Origin of the sequence: Nocardia sp. 852002-51101_SCH5132738, assembly GCF_001665695.1 — a bacterium.
Classification (GTDB): domain Bacteria; phylum Actinomycetota; class Actinomycetes; order Mycobacteriales; family Mycobacteriaceae; genus Nocardia; species Nocardia nova.
On record NZ_LZML01000137.1, the window covers coordinates 14805 to 28601 of the forward strand.

The window sequence follows — 13797 nt, forward strand, 5'->3', positions numbered from 1 at the left end:
TGGACAGGAGCGGAGCATGCGCCAGGCCCGACACGATCACCCGGATCGGCCGGTACGGTTTTCGATCGGCGACGAGGTGCTTGTAATCGATAGTCGTTATGAAACGGCATCCATCGTGAACGACGTGCTCATCGCGTTGTGGTTCACCATCGGCAGCGCATTGTTCCTCTCCGAGCCCACTCAGGTCGCGGGCACCTGGATGTTCCTGATCGGGTCGATACAGTTCCTGATCCGCCCGGTCATCCGGCTCGGGCGTCGAATTCACTTGCGGCGCTTGGGCAGCGACGCCGGACATCGGGCCGCCGACTATGATTATTGAGTTCAGCGCGGTCCCGTCCAGCGCCGTCGATCGGCAGCGCGCCCCCGGTGGACTGCGGTACCAGCTTCGCAATCGGTCGGCCTGTTCGGCCACACCAAGGGGCGACGCCAACGAAACCGTCGCCTGCCTCCTCGACGACGTGCCCATCCTGATTCCCGCGATAGCAGCCGACCCCGGCGACGTTCTGAATTAGCTTGCGGCCCAGGGTGTCTTATTCACAGCATGAGAGGGGCTGGTTTCGACCCATCGCCTTCGGCAAGGGCGGTGTCGGAAAATCCAGGGTGACCGTGAATCTCGCCGTGGCCTGGTCTGTTGAACGGCTACTTGCCGTTCGGAAACGATGCCGAAGCCGCCAGGAATGTGTTGTAACTGCGCCGCCGCGTTTCCCAATCGCGGATCGCACGGACGCGGTGGCAACCGCGCATGATCGAACACTCGTGCCGCCGAGAACGGTGCTGCGCGCGGCGGTGTGGACTCCCACTCTTCTGATCCGCAGTCAGCCGGGATTTACACCTTATCTCCGGCAGCGATCAGCCGTGCATGACCACCTCGAGGCGGGAAGCGTCGGGGAAGTGGGTACCGAGCGTGGTCAACTCGATCGCGATCCGCCCCGGGCCGGGGGCGAAGGATATCGAGTTGGTCTCGTTGTGGAACATGTGCCGGGACACGCTACCCACCCCACCGCTGTCCAAATTGCGCCAGTTGACGACCGCGACCAGCGACGACCCGCATCCCGCGCTGCCGGTGCCGGCGATGTCGTCGGTTTGGTAGCCGATGGAGACCTGGTTGCTGTCATCGAAGATGTTGGCCTTGGCGTCGATGGTCGTCGCGCACGGGCCGCCATCGAACTGTGCAGTCAATGTCGGCATACCGGTGTGCGACTCGGCTGAGGCCGGCGTGGCCTGAAACAGAAGCGCACTACCGACGGCAGCGAGGATGGAAACAAGGGAAGAAGCGTGCATGGTGTCCTCTCGCAGTTCAGGCCCTACACGCTATCGACACACGGGTTCAGGTTCCATCGACCGCACCATCCCGAGTCCACTTTGGCCGGTAGGCGCCGGCGCATCCGTGCAACTTGCGGGTCAGCCCGAAGATGCCCTCGGTGGGTGCGTCGGATTGGGTTACATCCCGAACCGACACTGTATGAATGGGTTTCAGCCAACTCCATACCCGACGGATCCGCGTAGTCCTCAGGTTGCAGGAGTTCTCGCGTGCATTCGAATCGAAGGCGGTCGTGTCCGCTACCTCGAAGCCGACCTCATCGACTGGCTGCGGCACCTGGAACAGCACGGCGGTAGCTACACCCGCACGTCGGCGCAGGTCCGCACGATCGATGAATGCCTGCAGGCGTTCGAGCGACAGTGGGCGGTGAACCGACGCAAGGGCACCGTGCGTCGCAACAGCAAGCACCGGGAGAAGGTGAAGCTGAAGCTCACCGACAAGATGAGCGCGACCTTCGAAATGTTCGCCTGCCAGGATGCGATCAAGCTGGAGACCGAACTTCCTACATCACCGATATCGAGTATCTGTCGCCGTCGGTGGCGTATCGCCATCACGTCATCCTCGGCATGATCTTCCGGGAGCAACCCTGCAAGGGCTGTTCGACGTGTGCCCGATGACCGGGGTGCCCGCGCGGACACCACCGCCGCGAACGGGCAGCGAGCGTTGACCGCGGACGAGTGCGCGGAACTGCCGATCATTCTCGGAGACGCCGGATCTCAGCCCCGCGGGCACGACCACGTTCTGCCCATCTCTCTGCTGCTGCTGGGTACCGGTGTGCGTTTTGGCGAGGGGCTGGCCGCACGGCGGTGCGATATGCCCGAGCTCGACGACCCCGCAGTGGAACGCGCGCGGTCTTTCATGTCTGTTGGACGATCGTGAAGCGGGACAACATGCCGCCGTTCCGGCAGGACGGCCGTAAGTGTGGTGCGCGCAGTGATTACTGCATTGTCATGCCGATATGGCTCAGGCGGAGATGAGAGTGCGGAAACGGGTGTGCAATCCGGCGAGCGAGGACGAGCATCTGTTCATGAGCGGCGACCGCATTGTCTACACCGCTCTCGCCCACTACGCGCTGGCTGTGATGCGGGAGGGCACCGCGCTGGATTGATTCTGCTGGGCCCCTGCGTGACGCCGCGGCCACCGAGGTCGCCGGACGCAGCGGGGACAAGGCGAGGGCCAGTGCACAATTGGGCCATTCGGAAAGGTCGTCGACCGCAACGCATCACTACATCGACAAGCGCGGGTTCGAGCGCAAGGCCGTCGACAACTCCCAGTGGTTGGAGTACCTGAATCCCAAAAGTGACGGTAAAGTAACGAATCTGGCTCGATTCCCACAGTCGGCAGCCGCCTGACCTGCGGAAATGTTTCGAGTCAGCGCAATCCGATCGTTATGTCGGGTGATCGATCCGATGGGAAATATATGAGATTCACCAATATTGTCGGTACCTCGCTGATCGCTATCGCGGCGACGAGCATCGCCTACGGTACCGCTTACGCCGAGCCCGCCGCGCCCGCGCCGGCTCCGAGCCAGGTGCAGACCCAGCAGAGCCCGGCCGTGCAAGGCACGGACCAGGGTGTCGGCTACACCACCGAACTCGCCGATATGGGCAACAAGATCGTCACCACGGTGACGGGTGGCAAGTTCGCCCTCACCTCGGACAAGTCGGCGGTCACCCTGACCAACGACAAGGGTGCCGTGGTGATGAGCTACCCGCTTTCGGCCAAGGGCCCCAACGGCACCTCCGTCGCCGCCGCGGTGAACGAGGACGGCACCAGCCTGACGCTGACCCCCCAGGGGCAGCCGATCTCGTCGGTGAAGAACATCTCCGGTCAGGACTGGTTCTTCTCCGAGTTGCAGCACGCCTCGCTGGGTGCCGCCGTGGGCGCGGTGATCGGCTTCCTGGTCGGCCTGCTGTTCATCGGCATCGGCTCGATCCCGGGTGCGGTGCTGGGTGGTGTGATCGGCCTGCTGGTCGCGGGTGGTCAGCCGCTGATCGACTCCGCCTTCGCCTACTTCAGCGGCAACTGACACCGGAAGTGCTGCGACACTGAAGGTTCTGATTCTCGGCGGCACCCGGGAAGCCCGGCAGCTGGCCGAAATCGTCTCCGGCGAGCGAGGATTCGACATCGTCTCCTCGCTCGCCGGACGTGTGCGTAAACCGGTCCTGCCCGCCGGTGCGGTGCGCATCGGCGGCTTCGGTGGCGTCGAGGGGCTGCGGAACTGGCTGGCGGACAACGCGATCGAGGCGGTCGTCGATGCCACTCATCCCTTCGCGGGCACCATCTCCGCGCATGCGGCCGCCGCGGCACGAGCGGGTGGGGTGCCGATCGTGCACCTGCGCCGGCCGGGCTGGTCCGAACAACCCGGTGACCGGTGGTCGCGGGTGCCGGACCTGGCGGGCGCCGCCCGCGCCGCGGCCGACTTCGACCGCGTCTTCCTCACCATCGGCCGCCAGGGCGTGGCCGCTTTCGCCGAGCTCGATGAGCCGTGGTTTCTCATCCGCGCCATCGACCCGCCCACCGGACCCGTTCCGCCGCATCATCTTCTGCTTCTCGCCCGCGGCCCGTTCACCGTGGCGGAGGAAATCGATCTGCTGCGCGAGCACCGCATCTCCGCGATGGTGACCAAGGACAGCGGCGGCGACCTCACCGCCGCCAAGCTGACTGCCGCACGAACGTGCGGCATTCCGGTCGTAGTCGTCGACCGGCCGCCCGTGCCCGCCGGTGTCGAGTGCGCGGAATCCGTTGCGGCGGCCTGGGACTGGTTGAACGCGCTGCGAGGCTGAGGCTCGCGCCACCACGCGCCGTCCGGCCCGCGCCGTACCGTAGCAGCGAGACCACGCCGACCCGTGTGGCCTTACCGGTCGGCCGCGACCCTCGCCGTGTTGTCCTGCGCGGCCTGCCCGTACCGCCTCGAGGTGAATACCCGCGTTCCGTGCGGGGTTTCGACCGTGGCGGTGGTGGACGCGCCGATGATGAGCAGCGTGCGCATATCGACCTCGTCCGGATTCAGCTCGGCGAGGGTCGTCACATGCACCGATTCGGCAGGCCCGCCCACATCGCGCCCCAGAACCACCGGGGTGTCCGGGCCGCGATGCTCGAGGACGAGTTCACGCAGGACGTCCACCTGCCATCGCCGCTGAGTGGAGGCAGGGTTGTAGATCGCGATCGCCATATCGGCCGCGGCGACCGCCGAAATCCGTTGTGCCACGGTCTCCCACGGCTTGAGACGGTCCGAGAGCGAGATCATCGCGAAGTCGTGGCCGAGCGGCGCGCCGATGCGGGCGGCCACGGCGCTGGCCGCGGTGACCCCGGGCAGCACCCGAACCGGCACATCGCGCCACTGCGGATCGGCCGATTCCTCGACCACCGCCGCGGCCATCGCGAACACCCCGGGATCGCCGGAGGACACCACCACCACGCGCGCCCCGGATTTCGCGAGATCCAATGCCATGGCCGCGCGTTCGGATTCGACCCGGTTGTCGCTGAGATGGCGGCGCTGCCCGGGGCGGACCGGCACCCGATTCACGTAGGTGGTGTAGCCGACGATATCGGTCGCCGCCGCGAGGGCGCGGGTGACCTCGGGCGTGGTCCATTGCGCGGAGCCGGGGCCCAGTCCCACGACGACGACCTCGCCGACCTCGTGAACGTCCGATCCGTCCGAATCACCGTGAGCCGCAGCGGGTTCGGTCGTGGTGAACGGTATCTCGGTGGTCGGTGCGGGCCCGGGCACCACGGTGATCGCGAAGTACGGCACATCGGCGTCGGAGACGTCGGCGGCGCGCAGGATCCGCTGCCGTCCGGTGCTGGCTCGTTCCACGTAGTAGGCGTCATCGAGCCGCCCGGCCTTCGACAGCGCTTGCCGCACAGCGGGATAGGTGCGGCCGAGCTTCATGATCGCCGCGGCGTCGGCGTCGGCGAGGCGTTCGGCCAGCTGATCCGGCGGCATGGTCCCGGGCAGCACCGTCAGCACCTGCTCACCCTCAACCAGGGGTGTGCCGAGCGCGGCCGAGGCGGCACTGACCGAGGTGATGCCTGGGATGATCTCCGCGGGGAACCGGTCGGCCAGGCGCCGGTGCATATGCATGTACGAGCTGTAGAACAGTGGATCGCCGGCCGCCAGGAGCGCCACGGTGCGGCCCGCGGCGAGATGTCCGGCCAGGAGCTCGGCGGCACGTTCGTAGAACTCGTCGATCGCGCCCTGATAGCCGCCCGGATGGTCGGTGGTCTCGGTGGTCACCGGATAGACCAGATGTTCCTCCAGCTGTCCCGGCCGCATGTACGGCGCCGCGATCGAGCGGGAGATGCTGCGACCGTGGCGGGCGCTGTGGAAGGCGATGACGTCGGCGGATTCGATGACGCGAGCCGCCTTCACGGTCACCAGCTCCGGATCCCCGGGCCCGAGCCCCACGCCCCACAACTTCCCGGGAGCCACGTCCTGAGCACTCATTCCTGCTCGCTCGCGATCGCGTTCAGGGCGGCGGCGGTGATGGCGCTGCCGCCGCGCCGGCCGTGCACGGTGAGGTATTCGATGTCACCGTATTCGGCCAGGGCCTGTTTGGATTCGGCGGCGCCGACGAAGCCCACCGGAATGCCGAGCACCGCCGCGGGGCGGGGTGCGCCGGCGTCGAGCATGTCCAGCAGATGGAACAGCGCGGTCGGGGCATTGCCGATCGCGACCACGGCGCCGTCGAGGCGATCACGCCACAATTCCAGTGCCGCAGCCGATCTCGTATTGCCCATCTCCCGAGCCAGCTGCGGTACCCGCGGATCGGCGAGCAGGCACAGCACCTCGTTGTCGGCCGGCAGCCGTTTGCGGGTGACGCCGGAGGCGACCATGGTGGCATCGCACAGGATCGGCGCGCCGCGGCGCAGCGCGGCGCGGGCCGCCGCCACGACCTGCGGGGTGTGCGAGATATCGGTGGTCAGATCGACCTGTCCGCACGCGTGGATCATGCGCACCACCACCTGCGCGACATCGGCCGGGAACCGCGCCAGATCGGCTTCGGCCCGGATCGTCGCGAACGAGCGCCGATAGATCTCGGCCCCGTCGGTGAGGTAGCTGGTACGCACATCGGACATGGGCATCACCCTAGCGGTGAGAATCCGGGCCCCGAGCGGCAGCGTGGGCGAGGAGCCGCCCGGCCCGCGACATCGAGCCGCCCCGCGACATCAGAACGGCAACCGCGCCCGCCACGGCGATTCGGCCGGATCGTGCAGGGGATTGGCGAAGACGAGATAGCGGAACAGGGCCAGCGCCCCGGTGAGCAGTAGCACCGCGAGCGGGACCTCGGCGAGCACGGCCGTCGCGATCGACACCCGGATGTCGTCGGGACCGGCGGTGGTCGTGTCGAACCAGGCGTCGGCGAGCAGCAGCACCCCGGTGCCGGAGGCCGGCAGGATCACCAGCGCCCGCCGCCGCCAGCCGAGGTAGGCGGTGGTCGCCATCATCACGACCAGCAGGATGTCGAAGCCGATCCACACCAGCGCCCAATGATTCGCGTCGTAGTCCTGCGGCAGTGTGAACCCGAGGTAGACCAGCCACGGGATCATCGCGACCGAACCGCCGACCATCAGCGACAGCCGTAGTCCGCGGGCCACGCGCACCCGGCGCGGATGCGGCCGCACCCGGTCGGGCCGCAGCCGCGCGACCAGTTCGAGCCGCTGGGGGAGCGAGAGCTGTGCGATCTGCGCATCGGAGAGCAGGCCGGCGGTGGACGGCGACTGATCCGCGGACGAGTCCATCGATCCAGTGTGCGCGAAGTACGGCGTTGTCGGGACGTGCCGGCAGGAGCCGTCGGCCACGACCATCCGATCGGCGGCGCTACGGAATGGGAGAGCGTCGCGGCGAGGTGCCTCAGCGAGTCGCGCCCGGCGGTGAGATGGTAGCGAAGTCAGTCGTCCGCGCGAGGTCCGATGATGCGATAGCCGCCGGATTCGGCGACCACCTCGGTCACCGGCCCGGCCGGACGCCCGCATTGCCGATCGCAGCCGGACCAATGCTGCCGGCCGGCGACGACCACCTGATCGGCCGCGACGCCCGACAGGTCCGGCGCCGGGGCGCCGGCCGGGAGCACGCGGCCGGACATGACGGCCTCGGCCGCGTCGGCCCGCACGTCCGTCAGTGATTTCGCGCAGCCAGGTCGCCCGGCGCACGCCGTCACCGCGAGCCACGGTGAGTTCGCGTCGAAGATCAGGCCCATCGGCGCGAGCACCCGCACCACCTGTTCGGCCGTCCACTCGTCCATATCGGCCAGGACGAGGCTGCGCCAGGGGGTGATCAGAATCGGATGTTCCACCGCCGCAACGAATTCCGCGGTCCGGGCGGGCAGGGCGCCCAGCGGCACCCCCGCCCCGAGCGCGACCCGGTCGTCGGCCTGGGTGAGCCATCCGATCGGAATATCCTGGCGGGCAACGAGATCCATCGGTTCAGCGGTCGGTTCCAGAGCCAATTCGGCCAGGATCCGGGCCGGGCCGTCGGCGACCTCGCGTAGCCGCCACTGCTCGCCGCGCATCCGCTGGAAACCGTGGGCCGCCGCCAGCATCGTGTCCACCGCCCGGTCGGCGCCGATCCGCGCGCCCGAATCGCGCCCGGCCAGGACCAGCGCGAACTCGGCCTCGTCGGTGGCGTGCACGCCGATATCGCCGCCGAGACCGCTGATGTCGCCGCGGCCGTCGTCGAGGGTGAACAGCACGCGCCCGGGCAGTGCGGCCAACTCCGGCGCCTGCCGCAGCTCCGCATCGAGTCGCGCGGCCAGCGGATGCACATCGCTCCAGCCGCCCACCCGGCCCGACAGCGGCGAGGCCACGATGTTGCGCACCCGCTCGTGGGTGGGCGCGGGCAGCAGCTCGGCCTGTTCGAGCCGCTCGGCCAGGGCCGCCGCATCGTGCATCTGCCGCAATTGCACATTGCCGCGGGAGGTCAGTTCGATACTGCCGTTGCCGAGCTCGTCGGCCGCCGCGGCCAGCACCCGCAGTTGATCGGGGGTGATCGCGCCGCCGGGCAGCCGGATCCGGGCCAGCGGACCGTCGGCGGCCTGATGCAGGCGCAGGACACCGGGGCAGGAGTCGGGGGCGGAGCGCGTCATGATGCCACCAGCCTACGAGCCGGGCGCGCGGCGAACGCGGGCGAGGCCGGGGCGCGTCCGCGGTTCACGGTGTCAGTGACCGCGCCTCAGGTGCAGGCGGCGTCGCGGATCGTGCGACGTGCGGGACGGTTCGAGCGGGGCGGCCGGCCAGGAGGGATCGAAGAGCAGGCTGGGGCCTGCGTGGTGGGCGACCCGGTCGTGGTGGGCGGTCGCGCCGAACAGGCTCATCCCGCCGAGGAAGGCGGCGGCGCAGATCGCGCCGGAGACGAGAGCCCAGCCGCGATGGCCGCTCGCGGCCGCGGTGAGTCCCATCGCCAGGCTGCCGAATCCGATCAGAACGCAGAAGTAGCTGGTCCAGGCGACCATACGGTTGCGCCGCACCCAAGGCGGGGTGGCGGGCATCGGCTCACCGGTCCTTCGGGCTGCTCTCGTCCCGGGCGCGGATCACGGCCTGCCACAGCTGGTCGTCGACGTAACTGTCCGACAACAGATGTGGTGTGTCGTGGCGTTCGACGTGGTCGCGGCGGACCGTGGACTCGAAGACCAGCAGCCCGAAGATCGCGACCGCCGCACAGGCGCCCGCGGCGATGAGCAACAGCCCGCCGTGACCCCCGGCCGCAGCGGCCAAAGCCATTGCCAGCAATGCAACAGCAACCATCATGCATGTAATTCCCGACCAGGCGGCAAAGCGGTTCCGCCTGCTCCATCCCGGTGAGTTCGGCATATTCACAGCGTACGCCGCGGGATCGGATCGGGAAATACCGGTCACAGCAGTGCGATAGCATCCGGGGGCTCGCCGATACGAGGAAAGCCGGTGCAATTCCGGTGCGGTCGCGCCACTGTGACAGTCAGACCCTCCGGGCGGGCGGCCGTATCCGCTATGGGCGCGTCACCCGAGGAGAACCGTGATTCTGCTGCTGTCCACGTCCGACACCGATCTGCTGTCCGCGCGCGCGAGCGGCGCCGACTATCGGCTCGCCAACCCGGCCCGGCTGCTGGTCGAGGATCTGCCGGGACTGCTCGAGGGCGCCGATCTGGTCGTGGTGCGCATCCTGGGCGGTCGCCGCGCCTGGGAGGAAGGGCTGGACGCGGTCCGCGCCGCGGGGATCCCGCTGGTGGCCCTGGGCGGCGAAATGGCGCCCGATGCCGAACTGATGGAGTGCTCGACGGTCCCGGGTGGCGTGGCCGCGGACGCGCACAACTATCTGGCCGCGGGCGGGCCCGGCAATTTGCGGCAGCTGCACAACTTCCTGTCCGACACCGTGCTGCTGACCGGTCACGGATTCGAGCCGCCGGTCCAGCTGCCCTCCTGGGGTGAGCTCGACCGCGCGCCGAAGGAGTTGTCCGGCAACGATTCCCGGCTCGCCGACGCGCCGACGGTGGCTGTGTTGTACTACCGCGCCCAGCACCTGGCCGGCAATACCGCCTACGTGGAGGCGCTGTGCCGAGCGCTGGAACAGGCCGGCGCCCGCCCGCTGCCGCTGTACTGCGCGTCGCTGCGCAACGCCGAACCGGATCTGCTCGACACGCTGCGCCGCGCGGACGCGCTGGTGGTGACCGTGCTGGCCGCGGGCGGCACCAAACCCGCGACCGCGGCCGCCGGCGGTGACGACGAGGCCTGGGATATCGGCGCGCTCGCCGACCTGGATGTGCCGATCCTGCAGGGGCTGTGCCTGACCAGCGGCCGGGACCAGTGGGCGGACAACGACGACGGACTCTCGCCGCTGGATGTCGCCACCCAGGTCGCGGTGCCGGAATTCGACGGTCGGATCATCACGGTGCCGTTCTCGTTCAAGGAGTTCGACGCCGACGGTCTGTCGACCTATGTGCCCGATGCGGAGCGGGCGGCGCGGGTCGCGGGCATCGCGGTGCGCCACGCGCGGCTGCGGCATCTGCCCGTGGCGCAGCGCCGGATCGCGCTGATGCTGTCGGCGTATCCGACCAAGCACGCCCGCATCGGCAATGCCGTCGGGCTGGACACCCCCGCCAGCGCGATCCGGCTGCTGACCGAGATGCGCACGGCCGGTTACGATCTCGGCGCGCCGGGCGAGGTTCCGGGGCTCGAGGAGCGCGACGGCGATGCGCTCATCCACGCGTTGATCGCCGCCGGTGGTCAGGATCCGGACTGGTTGAGCGCGGAACAGTTGGAGGGCAATCCGATTCGCATCGGCGCCCGGCAGTACTCGGCCTGGTTCGCCACCCTGCCCGAGAGATTGCGCACCGCGGTCGTCGAGGCCTGGGGGCCGCCGCCGGGCGAACTGTTCGTCGACCGCTCCGCCGATCCGGACGGCGAAATCGTCATCGCCGCACTGCGTTTCGGCAATATCGTGCTGCTGGTGCAGCCGCCGCGCGGCTTCGGCGAGAATCCGGTCGCGATCTACCACGATCCGGATCTGCCGCCCAGCCACCACTATCTGGCGGTGTACCGGTGGTTGTCCGCGGCGGCCGGCGAGGGCGGATTCGGCGCCGACGCGATGGTGCATCTGGGCAAACACGGCAATCTGGAATGGCTGCCCGGCAAGACGCTGGGGATGTCGGCGGCCTGCGGCACCGACGCCGCCCTCGGCGATCTGCCGCTGATCTATCCGTTCCTGGTCAACGATCCCGGTGAGGGCACCCAGGCCAAGCGCCGCGCCCACGCCACGCTGGTCGACCACCTCATTCCCCCTATGGCCCGCGCGGAGACCTACGGCGATATCGCTCGCCTGGAACAGTTGCTCGACGAGCACGCCAACATCTCGGCGCTGGATCCGGCCAAGCTGCCCGCGATTCGCCAGCAGATCTGGACCCTGATGCGGGCCGCGAAGATGGACCACGACCTGGGGCTCGAGGAGCGACCGGACGAGGACACCTTCGACGACATGCTGCTGCACGTCGACGGCTGGCTGTGCGAGATCAAGGATGTGCAGATTCGCGACGGCCTGCACATCCTTGGGCAGGCCCCGGCCGGCGAGGGCGAACTGGATCTGGTGCTGGCCATGTTGCGCGCCCGCCAGCTCTGGGGTGGGGAAGTCGCGGTGCCGGGGCTGCGCGAGGCGCTGGGGCTCGACGAATCCGGGGAAGAATCGCGCGAGCGAGTCGATGTCGTCGAGCAGCGCGCCCGGACGCTGCTGGCCGCACTGCAGGCCGCGGAGTGGTCGCCGGCGGCGGTGGAGGAGCTGGTGGCTCGCCACGAACCCGCCGCTCCGGACACCCTTGCGGCCGTATTGCGCTTCGCCGCAACCGAAGTCGTGCCCCGATTGCGGCAGACCGGAGTCGAGATCGAGCGGATCCTGCACGCCCTGGACGGTGGATTCATCCCGGCCGGGCCGAGTGGTTCGCCGCTGCGCGGTCTGATCAACGTGCTGCCGACCGGGCGGAACTTCTATTCCGTGGATCCGAAGGCGGTGCCGTCGCGGCTGGCCTGGGAGACCGGCCAGGCGATGGCGGATTCGCTGCTCGAGCGCTACCGCTCCGATCACGGCGACTACCCGCGATCGGTCGGGCTCTCGGTGTGGGGCACCTCGGCCATGCGGACCGCCGGTGACGATATCGCCGAGGTGTTCGCGCTGCTGGGGGTGCGGCCGGTGTGGGACGAGGCGAGCCGCCGGGTCACTCGCCTGGAGGTGGTCGACCTGGCCGAGCTGGGCCGCCCGCGCATCGACGTCACCGTGCGAATCTCCGGATTCTTCCGCGACGCGTTCCCGCACGTGCTGGCGCTGCTCGACGACGCGGTCCGGCTGGTCGCCGAGCTGGACGAACCGGCGGAATCGAATTACGTTCGCGCGCACACCGATTCTGATCTGGCCGAGCACGGTGACCGGCGCCGTGCCACCACCCGGATCTTCGGATCCAAACCCGGTACCTACGGCGCGGGTCTGCTGCAGTTGATCGACTCCAAGAGCTGGCGCACCGACGACGATCTGGCCCAGGTGTACACCACCTGGGGCGGCTACGCCTACGGCCGTGGCCTGGACGGCGCGCCGGCCGCCGACGATATGCGCGCGGCCTACCGGCGCATCGCGGTCGCGGCCAAGAACACCGACACCCGTGAGCACGACATCGCCGATTCCGACGACTACTTCCAGTACCACGGGGGCATGGTCGCCGCCGTCCGGGCGCTGACCGGCAAGAATCCCGAGGCCTACATCGGCGATTCGACGCGTCCCGACGCGGTGCGCACCCGCACCCTCTCCGAGGAGACCACCCGGGTGTTCCGCTCCCGCGTGGTCAATCCGCGCTGGCTCGAGGCGATGCGCCGGCACGGCTACAAGGGTGCGTTCGAGATGGCCGCGACGGTCGACTACCTGTTCGGTTACGACGCCACCACCAATGTCGTCGCCGACTGGATGTACGAAAAGCTCTCGGAGAGCTACGTTTTCGACGATGTGAACCGCAAGTTCATGACCGAGTCCAATCCGTGGGCACTGCACGGCATCGCCGAACGCCTGCTCGAGGCGGCCGAACGCAAACTGTGGGAGGCCCCGCAGCCGGAAACACTGGACCGGCTGCGGCAGATCTACCTCGAAACCGAGGGCGAACTCGAGTAGTGCGACCCGGTGCGGCCGCTACGTCGGCGGGCGCACCGGATCCTGCGCCGCGCGGCGGATGTGCGGGCGCGGGTTCGGCCCCTACCGTGGGGATATGACCTGGAACGAACTCGCACAGCAGAAGTACGTCCTGCTCACCACCTACAAGAAGGACGGCACGCCGGTCGGGGCCCCGGTCTGGGTGGCTCCCGACGGCGACCGGCTGGTGGTCTGGACCAATCCGAAGAGCTGGAAGGTGAAACGGCTGCACCGCAACGCCGCGGTGACGGTCCAGGCCTGCGACGCCCGCGGCCGCACGTCCGGATCGCCGGTGAGCGCCGGGACGGCGCGCGTCCTCGATGGCGACGGGACCGAACGGGTCCGCGATCTCATCGCCCACAAATACGGCGTGATCGGCACCCTGCTGATCCGCGGCCACAAGTTGATCTTCGGCAAGGATCGCTCGGTCGGGCTGGCGATCACCGCCCAACCGGCGGGGCAGTGACCACCGCCGATCGAGTGAGATCGTCTCGGATCAGGCTGGGGCAGAGGCGATTTCGATGCCGATCGTGCCCTTGCGGCCGCGCCGCAGCACGCTGCCGGTGACGATCAGCCAACCCATGAGCGAATACTTGCGCTTGATCAGCTGCCGGGTCCGGTCGCTGCCCTCCTCGTCGAGCACCCGGGCGGTGCCGCGCACGATCTCCCCGTGCGGCTTACCCGACACGCTGCAGGGCTGCAAGGTGACGTCCGGATTGCGCCGCACCCGCTTGACCTTCCAGGCCGCGGTCTCGGTCCAGACGTACAACTTCGCATCGTCGAGCGCCGCCCACACCGGGGTCGCGACCGGTGTGCCGTCCTTCTTGTAGGTGGTGAGCAG

General features: G+C 68.8%; 15 protein-coding genes and 1 riboswitch. Of the genes, 7 read left to right on the forward strand and 8 right to left on the reverse strand.

Annotated elements, in window-relative coordinates:
• Positions 1 to 16: 16 nt before the first annotated feature.
• Positions 17 to 319 (forward strand): YrhK family protein, encoded by a 303-nt coding sequence (locus tag A5789_RS19830; protein WP_063013588.1) that lies wholly within the window; start codon positions 17 to 19, stop codon positions 317 to 319.
• A gap of 530 nt (positions 320 to 849) precedes the next feature.
• Here A5789_RS19830 and A5789_RS19835 read toward each other — a convergent pair.
• The gene (locus tag A5789_RS19835; protein WP_156747544.1) at positions 850 to 1281 is read right to left on the reverse strand and encodes a hypothetical protein; all 432 of its coding nucleotides are present in this window, start codon (positions 1279 to 1281) and stop codon (positions 850 to 852) included.
• A gap of 181 nt (positions 1282 to 1462) precedes the next feature.
• Between A5789_RS19835 and A5789_RS19840 the strand changes: the two genes are divergently transcribed.
• From A5789_RS19840 to A5789_RS19855, 4 genes are all read left to right on the forward strand, one after another.
• Positions 1463 to 1891 (forward strand): hypothetical protein, encoded by a 429-nt coding sequence (locus A5789_RS19840; RefSeq protein WP_063013517.1) that lies wholly within the window; start codon positions 1463 to 1465, stop codon positions 1889 to 1891.
• Positions 1892 to 2279: 388 nt separating this feature from the next.
• Complete coding sequence (locus A5789_RS36710; protein WP_156511329.1) at positions 2280 to 2429, forward strand: hypothetical protein; 150 nt, start codon at positions 2280 to 2282, stop codon at positions 2427 to 2429.
• A gap of 312 nt (positions 2430 to 2741) precedes the next feature.
• Positions 2742 to 3350, forward strand: a complete 609-nt coding sequence (locus A5789_RS19850; RefSeq protein WP_030517045.1) for a hypothetical protein — start codon at positions 2742 to 2744, stop codon at positions 3348 to 3350.
• Positions 3351 to 3369: 19 nt separating this feature from the next.
• Complete coding sequence (locus A5789_RS19855) at positions 3370 to 4107, forward strand: cobalt-precorrin-6A reductase (protein WP_064901217.1); 738 nt, start codon at positions 3370 to 3372, stop codon at positions 4105 to 4107.
• 71 nt (positions 4108 to 4178) lie between these two features.
• On the opposite strand, the gene A5789_RS19860 is transcribed toward A5789_RS19855, so the two are convergent.
• The 6 genes from A5789_RS19860 to A5789_RS19885 form a co-directional block, all read right to left on the reverse strand.
• Entirely contained in the window at positions 4179 to 5771 is a 1593-nt protein-coding gene (locus tag A5789_RS19860; RefSeq protein ID WP_064901215.1) for a precorrin-2 C(20)-methyltransferase, read from the reverse strand.
• Entirely contained in the window at positions 5768 to 6403 is a 636-nt protein-coding gene (locus tag A5789_RS19865; RefSeq protein WP_063013527.1) for a precorrin-8X methylmutase, read from the reverse strand. The genes A5789_RS19860 and A5789_RS19865 overlap by 4 nt, the downstream gene beginning before the upstream one ends.
• Positions 6404 to 6493: 90 nt before the next feature.
• Positions 6494 to 7066, reverse strand: a complete 573-nt coding sequence (locus A5789_RS19870) for a hypothetical protein (protein ID WP_036525464.1) — start codon at positions 7064 to 7066, stop codon at positions 6494 to 6496.
• A gap of 149 nt (positions 7067 to 7215) precedes the next feature.
• Positions 7216 to 8409 (reverse strand): precorrin-3B synthase, encoded by a 1194-nt coding sequence (cobG, locus tag A5789_RS19875; protein WP_064901211.1) that lies wholly within the window; start codon positions 8407 to 8409, stop codon positions 7216 to 7218.
• Between the two features lie 72 nt (positions 8410 to 8481).
• Positions 8482 to 8811 (reverse strand): hypothetical protein, encoded by a 330-nt coding sequence (locus A5789_RS19880; RefSeq protein WP_146098566.1) that lies wholly within the window; start codon positions 8809 to 8811, stop codon positions 8482 to 8484.
• A 4-nt stretch (positions 8812 to 8815) separates the two neighbouring features.
• Positions 8816 to 9043, reverse strand: a complete 228-nt coding sequence (locus A5789_RS19885) for a hypothetical protein (protein WP_064901207.1) — start codon at positions 9041 to 9043, stop codon at positions 8816 to 8818.
• A gap of 135 nt (positions 9044 to 9178) precedes the next feature.
• Positions 9179 to 9286, forward strand: a riboswitch (cobalamin riboswitch).
• 28 nt (positions 9287 to 9314) lie between these two features.
• On the opposite strand from A5789_RS19885, the gene cobN reads away from it, so the two are divergent.
• Together cobN and A5789_RS19895 are read left to right on the forward strand one after the other, a co-directional pair.
• Positions 9315 to 12938, forward strand: coding sequence for a cobaltochelatase subunit CobN (gene cobN, locus A5789_RS19890; RefSeq protein ID WP_063013535.1), 3624 nt, complete (start codon positions 9315 to 9317; stop codon positions 12936 to 12938).
• 94 nt (positions 12939 to 13032) lie between these two features.
• Entirely contained in the window at positions 13033 to 13422 is a 390-nt protein-coding gene (locus A5789_RS19895) for a PPOX class F420-dependent oxidoreductase (RefSeq protein ID WP_063013537.1), read from the forward strand.
• Between the two features lie 30 nt (positions 13423 to 13452).
• Here the strand turns inward: A5789_RS19895 and A5789_RS19900 are convergent.
• A partial coding sequence (locus A5789_RS19900) for a PPOX class F420-dependent oxidoreductase (protein WP_231956652.1) occupies positions 13453 to 13797 on the reverse strand: 345 nt, incomplete at its 5' end.

Bases quoted from the DNA above. Each gene is read 5' to 3' on its own strand.
- A5789_RS19850 (WP_030517045.1), top strand. From the start codon at position 2,742: ATGAGATTCACCAATATTGTCGGTACCTCGCTGATCGCTATCGCGGCG.
- A5789_RS19835 (WP_156747544.1), bottom strand. From the start codon at position 1,281: ATGCACGCTTCTTCCCTTGTTTCCATCCTCGCTGCCGTCGGTAGTGCG.
- A5789_RS19865 (WP_063013527.1), bottom strand. From the start codon at position 6,403: ATGTCCGATGTGCGTACCAGCTACCTCACCGACGGGGCCGAGATCTAT.
- A5789_RS19840 (WP_063013517.1), top strand. From the start codon at position 1,463: ATGAATGGGTTTCAGCCAACTCCATACCCGACGGATCCGCGTAGTCCT.
- A5789_RS19860 (WP_064901215.1), bottom strand. From the start codon at position 5,771: ATGAGTGCTCAGGACGTGGCTCCCGGGAAGTTGTGGGGCGTGGGGCTC.
- A5789_RS36710 (WP_156511329.1), top strand. From the start codon at position 2,280: ATGGCTCAGGCGGAGATGAGAGTGCGGAAACGGGTGTGCAATCCGGCG.
- A5789_RS19870 (WP_036525464.1), bottom strand. From the start codon at position 7,066: ATGGACTCGTCCGCGGATCAGTCGCCGTCCACCGCCGGCCTGCTCTCC.
- A5789_RS19880 (WP_146098566.1), bottom strand. From the start codon at position 8,811: ATGCCCGCCACCCCGCCTTGGGTGCGGCGCAACCGTATGGTCGCCTGG.
- A5789_RS19830 (WP_063013588.1), top strand. From the start codon at position 17: ATGCGCCAGGCCCGACACGATCACCCGGATCGGCCGGTACGGTTTTCG.
- A5789_RS19885 (WP_064901207.1), bottom strand. From the start codon at position 9,043: ATGGCTTTGGCCGCTGCGGCCGGGGGTCACGGCGGGCTGTTGCTCATC.
- cobG (WP_064901211.1), bottom strand. From the start codon at position 8,409: ATGACGCGCTCCGCCCCCGACTCCTGCCCCGGTGTCCTGCGCCTGCAT.
- A5789_RS19895 (WP_063013537.1), top strand. From the start codon at position 13,033: ATGACCTGGAACGAACTCGCACAGCAGAAGTACGTCCTGCTCACCACC.